Genomic DNA, 14,863 nt, shown 5'->3' with positions numbered 1-14,863 from the left:
TTCAAATCAATAAAAATTAACAAACTTTCTTTTTTTAAAAACTATACTGTAATGTCATTGTAGTAGAGCGTCCAGAAATTGTTCTTGCTGCAGCTAAACCACCTGCTAAATTTCCATTTCCTTCTACTTCTGTAACACCTATGGTATCAAATAAATTGTTTGCATTAACACTTAAAGATAATCCTTTTGTTAAGCTAACTTTAGCAACTGCATTAATGTAAGCATAACCTGGCATTACAAGGTCGTTATCATCTTGTGCAAAAGACTTAGATGTACCTAATACAGTGATTCCTAAAAGGTGTTGTTTTTCTGATCCAAAAGAATATGTTGGTGCAAAATTGTAAACAAAGTCTGCTTGTCTTCTTGGTTTGTTTCCTTTGTTTGCTCCACCATCAATTTCTGCTTTTGTATAAGTAACAGAACCATTGATACTAAAATCTCCAAATCTATAAGCAGATTCTACCTCTAAACCTAAAGCTTTAAAAGGATTTCCAACAGTTCTATTTAATTCGTTACTAATACCTTCATCTGTATTACTTAAAAAACCTGTAACATTTAAAACACCATTATCTAGTCTCTTTTTTAAACCAACTTCAAATTGAGAAATCTCATCAAATTGCACATCTCCTAAGCCATCTGCACCATAGTTATTTCTATCTGCAGCTCTACCTGAAGCACCTTTACTATATCTTCCAAAAACAGCAGCACCATCATTTAATTTATAGTTTAAACCTGCAGAGAAAGAAACAAAATTATAATTGTCGCTTATAGCTTGCCCTGGGTTACCAGCAATTGTAGGTATCGTTTCTTCAAAAGGGCTAATTACACCATCACTGTTATAATCAAAACCAATTAAATTTCCATTTGCATCTAAATTACTTAATTGACCAGAGTTTATGGTTCCGTTTACATTTACGTTTTCGAAACGAATACTACCATCAAAATTTAATTTTTCAGAAATTTCTGCATCTACACCTATATAAGGAGAATTTACATTATGTACAGTGTTATATTTTCTTTGACAACAGTTACCCCAAACTGGCTGACCAAAAGAGTAAGCTCCTCCTTGAGAAAATCCATCAAAAACACCTAATCTAGCTTTACCACCTCCTGCTACTTCAGAAATTGCAGAACTCCATTGCCATCCTATTTTTGTGTTTTGAGTTGCAGAGAACATACCTACTGTAACTCCTATATTGTCATTAATTGCTTTTGTAACTTTTACATCGCTAAAAAAGTTACTTAAATCTTCTATAGTTACATCAAAATATCTAATATCTTGAGCTAAACCATTTGAAGGGTTAAATGGCGAACCATCTTGATATGTTAAAGCACCAGTTGCTCCAGAAGCACCTCTTACTAAAGCTTCTATTTCTGCTACAGTACCAACATTTGCAGTAAATGGAGCGTTCCATTGACCAGAATTATTAGAGTATCTAGCTTTACCATTTACTTTCCAATCATCACCTAAGTCAAAAGAAAACTCTGCACCAATAGCTTTACTAACTGGGTTGTTTCCATTTCTCATATCATTTTGAGTTGGGTTACCATCATACACACTATATGTATTTTGAATGTTTATAGAATGTGGAGTGTCTGAAGTAATATCAAAACCTGGTAAATTTCCAAAAGTTGGATTCGCATTTGTACCTGTTAATCTTACTGGCATTGGCATATACATTACAGCTCTATCATTTAAAAATTTAAAATACGTACGAACGTACCCTTTTTTAAACTCTTTTGTAATATTTGCTTTTATTTGACCACCTTTATTACCTTGGTAACCTATATTTCTTGGCCCTTCGCCAACACGCATAAAACCACCAATATGATAATATAAACCTTCTCCAATTGGAGTTCCATATTCGAAATCTAATCTACTAGTTTGAAAATCTAAACCATAAGTTGCTCCAATAGTTCCACCTTCTATTTTACCAGTTTTACTAATCATATTTATAATACCTGCAGGACCATTAGATGTTTGCGTAGAAGCAGAACCACCTCTAATAGCTTCAACTCTACCAATATTAGAATCTATACGTAAAAAGTTGTCTGCATTACCAAAAGAAGTATCTCCAAACAACATAATTGGTAAACCATCTTCTTGTAATTGTAAGTATCTTGAACCACCAGAAGAAACTGGTACACCACGTACGTTAAAGTTTGCATTACCTTCACCACCTGAAGACTCTGCACGAATACCAGGAATACTTCTAAAAAGTTCACCTGCAGATCTTGGAGATGCTTGTTCTATTTGCTTTATACCTACAGTAGAAACAGAAATACTTGATTCTATTTTAGATTTTGGATTTACAACTCCTGTCACAATAATTTCGTCTAAAGATTGTGCATTTTCTTTAATAACAATGTTTAAGGTTAATTTACCATTTACATTAATTTCCTTTTTAAAATTATCGAATCCAATATAAGATGCAATAATAGTGTAGGTTCCATTGTCTACATTTTTAATTTCGTAGTTACCATCAAAATCAGAACTAGTTCCTTTTGTAGTACCTTTTAAATAGATACTTACACCTGGAATAATTTCACCTTTTTGATCTTTTACAGTACCAGAAATTGTTGATTGTGCAACAAAAGCTGTTGTTGATAGTAAAAATACCATCAATAAAGCTATTCTAAATTGTAATTGTTTTTTCATTTTAAATGTGAATTTAATAAAAAGTTAATTGTTTCTTTGTCAAATGTATTCTTATAAACAAAAATTTTATCAAATTAAAAAATCGAAAACGTTTTCGATTTACCGAAAACGTTTTCGATTATGATAATTTAGTATATTTATCAGGTAATAAAACAAACAATTTTTTAAAAATAAAATTTTATTTTGATGACACTTAAAAAGATTGCAGAAGAATTAGGTATTTCTATAACAACGGTTTCTAAAGCATTAAAAGAATACCCAGATGTTAGTAAAAAAACAAGAAAGTTAGTAAGAGAAACTGCTGCAAAATTAAATTATAAACCCAATTCTTTTGCAGTAAATTTAAGAACAAAAGAGTCTAAAACCATTGGATTAATAATCCCAGAAATTGTACATCATTTTTTTTCTAGTGTAATTAAAGGTATTATTTCTCAAGCTGAAAAAAAAGGGTATTTAGTAATTACATTGCAATCTAATGAGTCTTACGAGCTAGAAAAACAGCAGATAGATTTGCTATTAAATAAAAGAGTAGATGGTATTTTAATTTCTTTGGCAAACGCAACAGGAGATTTTAAACACTTAAATCAAATATTAGATCAAGGAACGCCTTTAGTAATGTTCGATAAAATTGCAAAAATTGTAAAATGCTCAAAAGTAATTATAGATGACAGAAAAGCAGCATACAAGGCTACACAACATTTAATAGATATTGGTTGTAAAAGAATTGCCCATTTTAGAGGACCATTGTTACCACAAAACTCTATAGATCGTTTTTTAGGGTATAAACAGGCTTTAACAGATAATAATATAAAATACGATGCTTCTTTAGTTTATTTATTAAATGATATGAGTTTTGAAGAGGGAAGTTTTTTCGCAAATAAGTTATTAAAAGACCATAAAGATGTAGATGGGATATTTATCAATACAGATTTGGTAGCCATAGGAGCAATAGCAGCTTTTAACAAGCAAGGTGTAAAAATACCTGAACAAATAAATATTGTTGGGTTTAGCAATTGGTTTATGTCTTCTGTTATTTCTCCTTCTTTAACAACAATAAATCAACCTGGTTTTAAAATGGGTAAAAAAGCATTTAAAATATTGTACAAAGAAATAAAAGACAAAAAGAAAAATAAAAGTATCATTTATAAAGAAGAAGTTTTAGAGACAAATATAGTGGTTAGAGAATCTACTAAAAACTAATTATATACAACTCTAAATACAACCATTATCGATTTTTAAGCGTCTATTTTAAACAACTAGCGTAAAATTGCTCTAACAATAAATAAATATAAAATTGTAACATAAACCATAAGTTTGCGTCTACTTACTAAAACCAACTGAATGAAAAGCGTATTTTTTTTGTTATTACTCTTTATTTCATCGATAACCATAGGGCAAATACAAGGGAAAATTATAGATAAAAAAGGAGACGCACTTCCTTTTGTAAGTGTATATTTAAACAAAACTGTAACCGGAACTACTTCTAACGATAATGGCGATTATATTTTAGATATAAAAAAGCCAGGTAAATACAAAATTGTATTTCAATTTATTGGTTTTACAACGCTTAAAAAAGAGGTTACAATTACTAAATTTCCATATACATTAGATGTTACTTTAGAAGAAGAGTCTGTAAGTTTAAAAGAAATTACTATTGCTACAAAAGACAATCCTGCTAATAGAATTATAAGAAATGTAATTGCAAGCAAAGAAAAAAACACAGACAAATATGCCAATTATACTGCAAAATTTTACTCCAGAGGTTTAATAAGAATAAAAGATGCACCAGAAAAGTTTTTTGGGCAATCTACTGGAGATTTTGGTGGGGGGTTAGACTCTACAAGAAGTGGTATTACTTATTTATCTGAAACATTTTCTAAGATTACTTTTCAAAAGAAACCTAAAAAATTTAAAGAAAAAATTGTAGCCTCTAAAGTTTCTGGGCAAGATAATGGTGTAAGTTTTAATAGAGCAGAAGACTCTAATATAGACTTATATGAAAATAGTATCGAAGTTTTTAACGATTTGGTTTCGCCCTTATCTGGCAATGCATTTAGTTATTACAGATACAAATTAGTGGGTACTTTTTACGATAAAAATGGCAAGCTCATCAATAAAATAAAATTACTACCCAAAAGAAATAACGATCGAGTTTTTCAAGGTCATATATATATTGTAGAAAACGATTGGGCTATTTATGGTACAGATTTAATTACCACAGGTGCACAAGTAAATATACCAATTGTAAATACTTTAAAATTAAAACAAGGCTACAATTATGCTGATGAAATAGGTGCTTGGGTACTTATTAGCCAAAGTATTGATTTTGATATTTCTATATTCGGATTTAAACCTAGTGGAAAATTCTCCTACATATATTCAGATTATAATTTTAACCCAACATTTACAGAAAATACGTTTACTAATGAGGTTTTATCTTTTGAAGAAAATGCTACAAAAAAAGACAGTGTTTTTTGGAATACGCTAAGACCTGTTCCTCTTACAAAAGAAGAAGTATCAGACTATAAATTAAAAGATAGTATAAAGTTGATACGAAAATCTAAAAAATATTTAGATTCTCTTGATGCAAAAGGGAATAAGTTTGGTTTTTTAAATCCTTTAACAGTATATACATATAGAGACTCTTATAAAAACAGGTCGTTTTCTTACGATGGCCCTTTATTACAAGCAGGTTTTAATACAGTACAAGGTTTTTATACAACTTTGGGTTTTAGTTATTTTGAACAATTAAATGATGAAGGGAAATGGTGGAATGCAGGTATGGACTTTAATTATGCTTTTTCAGAAAAAAAGCTGAGACCTACTTTTTACTTCACAAAAAAATGGAACAACATTTCTAAACCAAGATTAACTATTTCTGGAGGAATAGAAACCCTTCAATTTAATGATAGAGACCCCATATTTAAATTAAACAACACCATATCATCTTTGTTTAATAGACAAAATTTCCTTAAAATTTATGAGAAAACAGCTGCAAAAGTTAGATATTCAGAAGAAATTAAAAATGGTATTTATTTTTCTACTTTCTTAGAATATGCCAAAAGAACACCACTTTTTAATACTACCAATTATTCTTTTGCAAAACAAGATGTAAATGGATTTACATCTAACAATCCTTTAGACCCAACAGATTTTACAAATGCAGCCTTTACAGAACATAATATTGCCACATTAAACGTAGGTACAACCATTGTGATTGGTCAAAAATATTTATCTTACCCAGATAGAAAATTTAATGTAGGTGAAAGTAAATTCCCGACAATTAGTTTAAATTATATGAAAAGATTTGGTTCAGATAATTCCAACTTAAATTCAGATTTATTTATAGCAAATATTAGGCAAGATTTAAATGCAGGTAATTTTGGTAGGTTTCAGTATCATTTAAGAGCAGGTGCTTTTTTAGAAAAGAAAGACATTGCTTTTATGGATAAATTGCAAGCTAATGGAAATCAACTTTTGTTTCCTATAGATAGAGATTTAAATAGCTTTAATTTACTAGAATATTACAAATATTACACCAATGATAAATATGCAGAAATGCATTTAGAGCATAATTTTAGAGGTGCAATTTTAGGCAAAATACCTTTATTAAATAAATTGAATTTTCATTTAGTTGCAGGTGGAAAAGCCTTGTTTATGGCAGATAAAAAGCCATACACAGAGTATTCTGTAGGTTTGTCAAATTTAGGTTTTGGTAAGTGGCGTTTTTTAAGAGTAGAGTATGTAAGCGCACGTTATGGAGGTATCAAAGAAAGGGGTTTTGTATTTAGAGCAAGCTTGTTTTAAAACAATTTTATGATGACAGTTAAAGTATTATTTTTTGGGATTACAACAGATTTGGTGAATAGTAATCAAGATGAAATTACCATAGAAAAGCCAATTTCTGTAGCTAATTTTAAAATTATACTAAAAGAAAAGTATCCAAGTTTAACAAATATAGCATCGTATGCAATTGCTGTAAACGAATCATATGCAGAAGATACATCAATTATAAAAAAGAATGATGTTGTTGCACTAATTCCGCCAGTTAGTGGTGGTTAATTCCCATTTAGCCTCTCTTAGAGGTAAGATTTCTCATCAATTTTATTTAGTATAATTACTAAATAATGAATCTTTTAAGGTTTTAAACCTATCTTAAATACCTCTTATCAATATAAAAAGTACCAAAAGGAATGATAGAAGCAAGCATCACAATTCCTAAAGTTTTAGCATTCCATTTCATTTGTTTCTGAATTACAATTGCCAAAATAATATACAGCATAAAGAACAAACCATGTGGCATTCCTAGTAATTTTACATACCTATCATCTCCATTAAAATATTTAATGGGCACAGCAACAAACAAAAGTAGCAAGTAAGAGATCCCTTCTAAAAAACTAACAACCCTAAAAAAATTCTTCATTTTATAAAACTAATTGTACGCTACAAATGTCTTAAAAAACTTTCTTTTAAACGCTACTTTATCAGGTAAATAAAACAACTATTAACCTATAACTAGCAGTTATTAACCTATAAATAATTAGAATTTTGTAGCTTTCTTTTCTCCTCTTGAAGATGTATCTTTGCAAATAAGATTAAATAAAAATAACACGTGGGTTTTAAAAAACAAGATATATACAAAGCATTAGAAACCATAACAGCACCCGGAGAAGGTAAAAGTTTGGTAGAAAACAACAATGTTAAAAATATAGTAATTTTTGGAGATGAGGTAAATGTAGATGTTACGATTAGCAACCCAACATTACAAGCAAAAAAGAAGATAGAATTAGAAATAACGAAAGCTATTAAAAGTAATGTTTTAGAAACTTTACAGGTAAAAGTTACTGTTTCAGTAGAAAAGCCAGCAGCTAAAGAAAACCCTAATTTAATTAGAGGTAAAGAAATACCAAATATTAAAAATATTATTGCAATTGCCTCTGGTAAAGGAGGTGTAGGTAAATCTACAATCACAGCAAATACAGCAATTTCTTTAGCAAAAATGGGTTTTAATGTTGGTGTTTTAGATGCAGATGTATATGGGCCATCACAACATATTATGTTTAATGTAGAAAGAGAAAAACCACTTTCTGTAAATGTAGATGGACGCTCAAAAATGAAACCTATAGAAAGTTATGGGGTAAAATTATTGTCTTTAGGCTTTTTTACAAACCCAGACCAAGCTGTAATTTGGCGTGGACCAATGGCATCTAAAGCTTTAAAACAATTAATTTTTGATGCAGATTGGGGCGAACTAGATTTTCTTTTAATTGATTTACCTCCAGGAACAGGAGATGTGCACCTATCTATAGTACAAGCTTTACCCATAAATGGTGCAGTTGTAGTAAGCACGCCACAAAATATTGCTTTGGCAGATGCTAAAAAAGGAGTAGCGATGTTTCAACAAGAAAGTATAAATGTACCAGTTTTAGGTATTATAGAAAATATGGCATACTTTACACCAGAAGAATTACCAAATAATAAATATTATATCTTTGGGCAAAATGGCGCTAAAAATTTAGCCGAAGATATTAAAACTCAATTTTTAGGAGAAGTACCATTAGTACAAAGCATAAGAGAATCTGGCGATGTTGGGCACCCAGTTGCACTGCAAGAAGACACAGTTTTAGAAAAAGCTTTTCATGATATTACAAAAGAAATGGTATCACAATTATTACAAAGAAATGCAAACTTACCACCAACAGAAATTGTTAGAATTACTACAATGAGTGGTTGTAGTGCAGTAAAATAGCCCATCCTAACCTTCCCAAAGGGAAGGAATAAAAAGTGAAAACAATAAGGTGGAACATATTGAATATAAATTTAGTTTAAAATATAAGCTCAAAATACCCGTTTTGAGTTTCTCCCCTTTGGGGAGATTAAGAGGGCCCTGTTATGACAGCACAAGAAACACAAGAAAATGTAGAAAAAGCCTTAGATGAAATCCGTCCGTTTTTAATGAGCGATGGTGGTAATATTAAGCTCTTATCTATAGAAAATACGATTGTAAAAGTACAATTAGAAGGCGCTTGTACAGGTTGTTCTGTAAACCAAATGACTTTAAAAAATGGTGTTGAAGCTACCATAAAAAAGTATGCCCCACAAATAGAAGAAGTTATAAATGTAGCGTAGTTTGTATGTGACAAATGTCACCTATTTTTTTCTATAAAAAATCTATTTTTGTTTTTCACATATTTTAAAATTAATGATTACTACAGACATATTAATAATAGGTGCAGGACCTACAGGTTTGTTTACCGTTTTTGAAGCAGGATTATTAAAACTGCGCTGTCATTTAATAGATGCTTTACCACAGCCAGGAGGTCAGTGTTCAGAAATATATCCTAAAAAACCCATTTACGACATTCCTGCTTATCCAGAAATTTTAGCAGGCGATTTAACAGATAAATTAATGGAACAAATTAAACAATTTGAACCAGGTTTTACCTTAGGAGAACGTGCAGATACTATTGAAAAACAAGAAGATGAAACCTTTATTGTAACTACAAATAAAGGTACCAAACATCAAGCAAAAGTAGTCGCTATTGCTGGTGGTTTAGGTAGTTTTGAACCAAGAAAACCTCCGATACCAAACATTACAAATTTCGAAAATGTTGGGGTCGAATATATTATTAAAGACCCAGAAGTTTATAGAGATAAAAAAGTAGTCATTGCGGGTGGTGGAGACTCTGCTTTAGACTGGTCTATCTTTTTAACTGATGTAGCATCTTCTGTAACATTAATTCACAGAAGAAACGAGTTTAGAGGCGCTTTAGATTCTGTAGACAAAGTACAAGAATTAAAAGATGCGGGTAAAATAGATCTAATTACACCTGCAGAAGTGGTAGGTATTGCTGGTACAAATAAAGTAGAAGGTGTTTCTGTTATTAAAAAAGGAGACGAAGCTTTTATGATCAAAACCGATCATTTCATTCCACTTTTTGGGTTGTCACCTAAATTAGGACCTATTGCAAATTGGGGCTTAGAAATAGAAAAAAACGCCATTAAAGTAAACAATGCTTTAGATTACCAAACCAATATACCAGGCATTTATGCCATTGGCGATGTAAATACCTATCCTGGTAAATTAAAGTTGATTTTATGCGGATTTCACGAAGCAACTTTAATGTGTCAAAGTGCATATAAACGTATTTTTCCAGATAAAAAATATGTAATGAAATATACCACAGTTGGTGGTGTTGATGGTTTTGATGGCTCTAGAAAAGAAGCACCAAAAGCAGTGGTTAAAAAGATTGAGTAAGTTTTACAGACTGCACAAATTTAGATTCGACTTTTTTAGATTCATCCTTGTTGAGTTTATTTCATTAACTTTTATTTCGGTTTTTTTATACCATAAAATTACTGTCTAAAAAAATCATGAATACAACAACCCATTTTGTAATACATAATAAAATTTTTTGATGTACTTTTTGTATCTTTGCTAGGTAACGAAATCGATTTAGTAACATGTATCCAGATTTACTAACGTATTTAAAGTTTTTAATTAAGCGCAATCCAGAGTGATGTTCTTTTACTCTCATTTTGCACTTAATGCGGTATTGCATTACAGAAAACTCAAAAATCGATTCACAAAATTCCTGCTTTCGCAGGAATAACAAATTAAACATTATGCCTTTTTATCATAAATTAGGAACAATCCCTTCAAAAAGACACACACAATTTCGTAAAAAAGATGGTAGCTTGTATTACGAGCAACTATTTGGTACTATTGGTTTCGACGGGATGTCTACCAACAGCTATCACGAACATAGACCAACCATGGTCAAAGAAATTAGAAAACAATATTCTGTAAAACCTAAAATTGCCAAAGCAAATAATATTCAGTCTTATATCTTTCGCGGATTTCAAGTACAGCCAGAAAACGATTATTTACAAAGCAGAAAAGTGGTGTTAACCAATTCAGATTGTAATATTATTTTGTCTGCTCCAAAAGAATCTACTAAAGATTATTTTTATAAAAATACAGATGCAGACGAGGTTATTTTTATCCATAAAGGAACAGGAAAACTAAGAACGCATTTAGGAAATATCGACTTTAAATATGGAGATTATTTGGTAATTCCACGTGGAATTATCTATAAATTAGATTTCGATTCACAAGACAATAGATTGTTTATTGTAGAATCCTACTCACCAGTTTACACACCAAAACGTTATAGAAATTGGTTTGGTCAATTGTTAGAACACGCACCCTTTTGTGAACGAGATTTACGCAGACCACAAGAATTAGAAACACATAATGAGTTGGGCAATTTTATCATCAACGTAAAAAAACAAGACGAAATTATAGAAATGGTATACGCCTCACATCCTTTTGATGTAGTAGGTTATGATGGTTACAACTTTCCCTATGCATTTTCAATTCACGATTTTGAACCTATTACAGGCCGTATTCATCAACCACCACCAGTTCATCAAACTTTTGAAACCAATACCTTTGTAATTTGCAGTTTTGTACCACGTTTGTACGATTACCATCCACAGTCAATTCCAGCACCTTACAATCACAGTAATATAGATTCAGACGAAGTTTTGTATTATGTAGATGGCGATTTTATGAGCAGAAACGATATAGAAGCAGGTCATATTTCTCTACATCCAGCAGGGATACCTCATGGACCACATCCAGGAGCTACAGAACGCAGTATTGGTAAAACCGAAACCAAAGAATTAGCAGTTATGGTAGATACTTTTAAACCCTTACAAGTTACAGAAGAAGCTATAAAAATAGCAGATAAAGAGTATTATAAATCTTGGTTATAAGCCTCCCCTAACCCCTCCAAAGAAGGGGAATGAGTAACAAACTCAAAAAAGTTTATTAAAATTAAAAATAATAAGAAGCTATTTCGCGCTTTCCATTATATCTTTTTTTGCCATTTATGGCAGCAAAAAAAGGATGCCATTTCAATCACGGCTAAACTAGTTTGCAAGCGAATAGCAATTAAAAACATAAAGACTTTTAATACCCAGTTAGGAGTTCCTTCCCTTTGGGAAGGCTAGGATGGGCTTTAGTTATGTATACATTAGAAAAAATATTCGAAGGAGCACAAGATTTCCTTCCATTGTTAGGTACAGATTATGTAGAATTTTATGTAGGCAACGCAAAACAAGCAGCACATTTTTATAAAACAGCATTTGGGTTTCAATCGCATGCTTATCGTGGGTTAGAAACAGGTTCAAAAGATTCCGTAAGTTATGTGTTAACCCAAGACAAAATCAAGTTAATGCTTACAACACCATTAACAAGTAAATCGCCTATAAATAATTATATTGTAAAGCATGGTGATGGCGTAAAAATAATAGCGCTTTGGGTAGAAGATGCAAGACAAGCGTATAAAGAAACTACATCTAGAGGTGCAAAATCGTATATGGAACCCACCGTAGAAAAAGATGAACATGGAGAAGTAGTAAGAGCAGGAATTTACACTTATGGTGAAACTGTACATTTATTTGTAGAGCGTAAAAATTATAATGGTGCATTTTTACCAGGCTTTAAAAAATGGGAATCCGATTACAATCCGCCAATTGCAGGTTTAAAATATATAGATCATATGGTGGGCAATGTAGGTTGGAACCAAATGGATGTTTGGGTAAAATGGTACGAAGATGTCATGGGTTTCGAAAACTTTTTATCTTTTGATGATAAGCAAATCCATACAGAATATTCAGCATTAATGAGTAAAGTAATGTCCAATGGAAATGGACGCATTAAATTTCCAATAAACGAACCAGCAGAAGGTAAAAAAAGATCACAAATAGAAGAATATTTAGATTTTAACGAAGGTGCAGGTGTGCAACACATTGCTGTTGCCACAGATGATATTGTTGCTACAGTTACACAATTACGCTTAAATGGAGTGGAGTTTTTATCTACACCACCAGAAGAATATTACAAAGCTGTTCCTGATAGATTAGAAGCATTTAGTCACGAATTAAGAGAAGATATCGAAAGTTTAAAAGCGTTGGGTATTATGATAGATGCAGATGAAGAAGGTTATTTGTTGCAAATCTTTACAAAACCAGTAGAAGATAGACCAACTTTGTTTTTCGAAATCATTCAAAGAATGGGAGCCAAAGGGTTTGGAGCAGGTAATTTTAAGGCCTTATTTGAATCTATAGAAAGAGAACAAGCAAAAAGAGGAACACTTTAAAGTTTACTAATTTTTAGTTTGAGTTACGATTTTTAAATATTAATAACCTTTCAGGTTTCAAAAACCTGAAAGGTCTTTATTTAGTATCTTTATACCAGACCAATCAATCCTAGTAATTTTTTTTATATCAATACATGAATAGAGAAGAAATTTTAAAAGCCATAGAAGAAAAGTACGATAAACTAGGTGTTCCTGTAGATGCCATGTTAGAAGGTTTACTGCACAGTACACCCATTACGTATTGGGATTATATTCAGACAGATGCACTTTTAGGCTTGCAAACTCCAAGAACCAACCAGCCAGATGAAATGGTGTTTATTATGTATCATCAGGTAAACGAATTATTGTTTAAAATGATTTTATGGGAAATTGATCAGGTTGCAAAAGCAACAGATATTTCTGCAGATAAATTTACCATGCATTTAGGCAGAATAAGCAGGTATTTTGACATGCTTTGTAGCTCATTTACAGTAATGACAGATGGTATGGAAAAAGAACAATACCTAAAATTTAGAAATACATTAACACCTGCAAGTGGTTTTCAATCAGCACAATACAGAAAAATAGAATTTGCATCTACAGAATTAATTAATTTAATAGATGCACGTTACAGAGATACAATTGATAGAAATTCATCTTTTAGAAATGCTTACAATCATTTATATTGGCAAGCAGCAGGTAAAAATTATACTACCGGTCAAAAATCAACTTTATTAAACCTTTTTGAGAAAAAATATATGGGAGATTTTATAGATTTTATGGAAGATTATAACAACATTAATTTATCTCTAAAATTCAAACAATTGCCTAAAGAAGTTCAAGAAAATGAAGATTTAATCAAAGCAATGCGTCATTACGATTATACCGTAAACGTAAAGTGGGTAATGGCACATTACAATACAGCAGCAAAATATATTGGTGGTAAAGACTCCGATTTAGAAGCAACAGGTGGTAGTAATTGGCGTAAATACATGCACCCAAAATATCAGAGAAGAGTTTTTTATCCATATTTATGGTCAGAAAAAGAGCTAAAAGACTGGGGTACATTTTAAAAAAAAATTGTTAAAAAGTGGTTTACAAAGATCTCTTACGCTATTTTTCTTTTTTGGAACGCTAATTGTCAATACTTTTTTATAAGTTTGAAAAACTATGAAAAAACAAATTCTATTATTTACTTTTCTTTTTATCTCAACGGCAATTGTATCACAACAACAACATATTCAGGCTTTTAAAAGTGGAGAATGGTTGCGTTATAAAATGAGTTATAGCGGATTTTTAAGAGCTGGCACTGCTATTTTAGAAGTAGAAGAAACAGCCTTAAATGGCAAAAAAGTATTTCATACAAAAGGTTCTGGTTGGACATCTGGTATGATAAAATGGTTTTTTAAAGTAGACGATTTATATGAAAGTTATTTTGATAAAAATGAAGTATCGCCCTATTTATTTAAAAGAAAAATAAACGAAGGTGGTTATAAAAAACACACCATAACTACATTTAATAAAAAATCGAATCACGCTTACGTTCAAGATTTTATCAAACAAAAAGATACTACAATTTCTGTTTTAAATGTACAAGATATGTTATCTGCATTTTATTATTTAAGAAATCAAGATGTAAAAGACATGAAAAAAGGAGATGAAATAGCCATAGATATTTTTATGGATGAGCAGATCTATCCTTTTAAACTTCGATTTTTAGGTAAACAGGTTTTAGACTCTAAATTTGGCGATATAAATACGTTAGTTTTTAGACCATTAGTGCAATCTGGTAGAATTTTTAAAGCACAAGAAAGTGTTACTATTTGGATTACTGATGATGCAAATAAAATTCCAATTAAAATGAGTGCATCATTATCTGTAGGGTCTCTTAGAGCAGAACTAGAAGCTTATAAAGGGTTAGCTAACAACTTTAAATAAACAAAGATAATGTTTGATAAATTTATTAAAACTCTAACGAAACCGTTATCGGAAGTTCCTAAAATAGAGTTCAAATAAATCAATTTTATTTGTATTTTTGAGCGTTCATCTAATACGC

12 protein-coding genes are annotated in these 14,863 nt (G+C 30.9%); 10 read left to right on the top strand and 2 right to left on the bottom strand.

The window, feature by feature from the left end; all coding sequences use genetic code 11:
- Nucleotides 1–34: 34 nt before the first annotated feature.
- Entirely contained in the window at nucleotides 35–2,659 is a 2,625-nt protein-coding gene (locus Q0662_RS01335) for a TonB-dependent receptor (protein WP_298946308.1), read from the bottom strand.
- Between the two features lie 186 nt (nucleotides 2,660–2,845).
- Here Q0662_RS01335 and Q0662_RS01330 point away from each other — a divergent pair, with 186 nt between their 5' ends.
- The 3 genes from Q0662_RS01330 (at nucleotide 2,846) to Q0662_RS01320 (ending at nucleotide 6,721) form a co-directional block, all read left to right on the top strand.
- On the top strand, nucleotides 2,846–3,859 hold the full coding sequence (locus Q0662_RS01330; RefSeq protein ID WP_298946307.1) for a LacI family DNA-binding transcriptional regulator: 1,014 nt from the start codon (nucleotides 2,846–2,848) through the stop codon (nucleotides 3,857–3,859).
- Nucleotides 3,860–4,000: 141 nt separating this feature from the next.
- Nucleotides 4,001–6,466, top strand: coding sequence for a DUF5686 and carboxypeptidase regulatory-like domain-containing protein (locus Q0662_RS01325; protein ID WP_298946304.1), 2,466 nt, complete (start codon nucleotides 4,001–4,003; stop codon nucleotides 6,464–6,466).
- Between the two features lie 9 nt (nucleotides 6,467–6,475).
- Nucleotides 6,476–6,721 (top strand): MoaD/ThiS family protein, encoded by a 246-nt coding sequence (locus Q0662_RS01320; RefSeq protein ID WP_298946302.1) that lies wholly within the window; start codon nucleotides 6,476–6,478, stop codon nucleotides 6,719–6,721.
- Nucleotides 6,722–6,809: 88 nt separating this feature from the next.
- Here Q0662_RS01320 and Q0662_RS01315 read toward each other — a convergent pair whose 3' ends face one another.
- The gene (locus tag Q0662_RS01315; protein WP_298946300.1) at nucleotides 6,810–7,082 is read right to left on the bottom strand and encodes a DUF3817 domain-containing protein; all 273 of its coding nucleotides are present in this window, start codon (nucleotides 7,080–7,082) and stop codon (nucleotides 6,810–6,812) included.
- A gap of 189 nt (nucleotides 7,083–7,271) precedes the next feature.
- Here Q0662_RS01315 and Q0662_RS01310 point away from each other — a divergent pair, with 189 nt between their 5' ends.
- The 7 genes from Q0662_RS01310 (at nucleotide 7,272) to Q0662_RS01280 (ending at nucleotide 14,745) form a co-directional block, all read left to right on the top strand.
- The gene (locus Q0662_RS01310) at nucleotides 7,272–8,408 is read left to right on the top strand and encodes an Mrp/NBP35 family ATP-binding protein (RefSeq protein WP_298946298.1); all 1,137 of its coding nucleotides are present in this window, start codon (nucleotides 7,272–7,274) and stop codon (nucleotides 8,406–8,408) included.
- 143 nt (nucleotides 8,409–8,551) lie between these two features.
- A complete protein-coding gene (locus Q0662_RS01305; protein WP_298946296.1) occupies nucleotides 8,552–8,788 on the top strand; it encodes a NifU family protein in 237 nt (78 codons plus the stop codon).
- Nucleotides 8,789–8,861: 73 nt separating this feature from the next.
- Nucleotides 8,862–9,917: an NAD(P)/FAD-dependent oxidoreductase gene (locus Q0662_RS01300; RefSeq protein ID WP_298946294.1), complete on the top strand. Its 1,056-nt coding sequence runs from the start codon at nucleotides 8,862–8,864 to the stop codon at nucleotides 9,915–9,917.
- Nucleotides 9,918–10,285: 368 nt separating this feature from the next.
- Nucleotides 10,286–11,440, top strand: a complete 1,155-nt coding sequence (locus Q0662_RS01295; protein ID WP_298946292.1) for a homogentisate 1,2-dioxygenase — start codon at nucleotides 10,286–10,288, stop codon at nucleotides 11,438–11,440.
- 251 nt (nucleotides 11,441–11,691) lie between these two features.
- Nucleotides 11,692–12,828 carry a 4-hydroxyphenylpyruvate dioxygenase gene (hppD, locus tag Q0662_RS01290; RefSeq protein ID WP_298946290.1) on the top strand — a complete coding sequence of 379 codons (1,137 nt, stop codon included), beginning with the start codon at nucleotides 11,692–11,694 and terminating at the stop codon, nucleotides 12,826–12,828.
- A 134-nt stretch (nucleotides 12,829–12,962) separates the two neighbouring features.
- Nucleotides 12,963–13,880, top strand: a complete 918-nt coding sequence (locus Q0662_RS01285; RefSeq protein ID WP_298946288.1) for a tryptophan 2,3-dioxygenase family protein — start codon at nucleotides 12,963–12,965, stop codon at nucleotides 13,878–13,880.
- Between the two features lie 97 nt (nucleotides 13,881–13,977).
- Nucleotides 13,978–14,745: a DUF3108 domain-containing protein gene (locus Q0662_RS01280; RefSeq protein ID WP_298946286.1), complete on the top strand. Its 768-nt coding sequence runs from the start codon at nucleotides 13,978–13,980 to the stop codon at nucleotides 14,743–14,745.
- Nucleotides 14,746–14,863 lie beyond the last annotated feature (118 nt).

Source organism: uncultured Polaribacter sp. (assembly GCF_947503855.1).
Taxonomy (GTDB): Bacteria; Bacteroidota; Bacteroidia; order Flavobacteriales; family Flavobacteriaceae; genus Polaribacter.
Note: the sequence above shows the minus strand (reverse complement) of the source record. Positions and strands in the feature narration are given on the sequence as shown.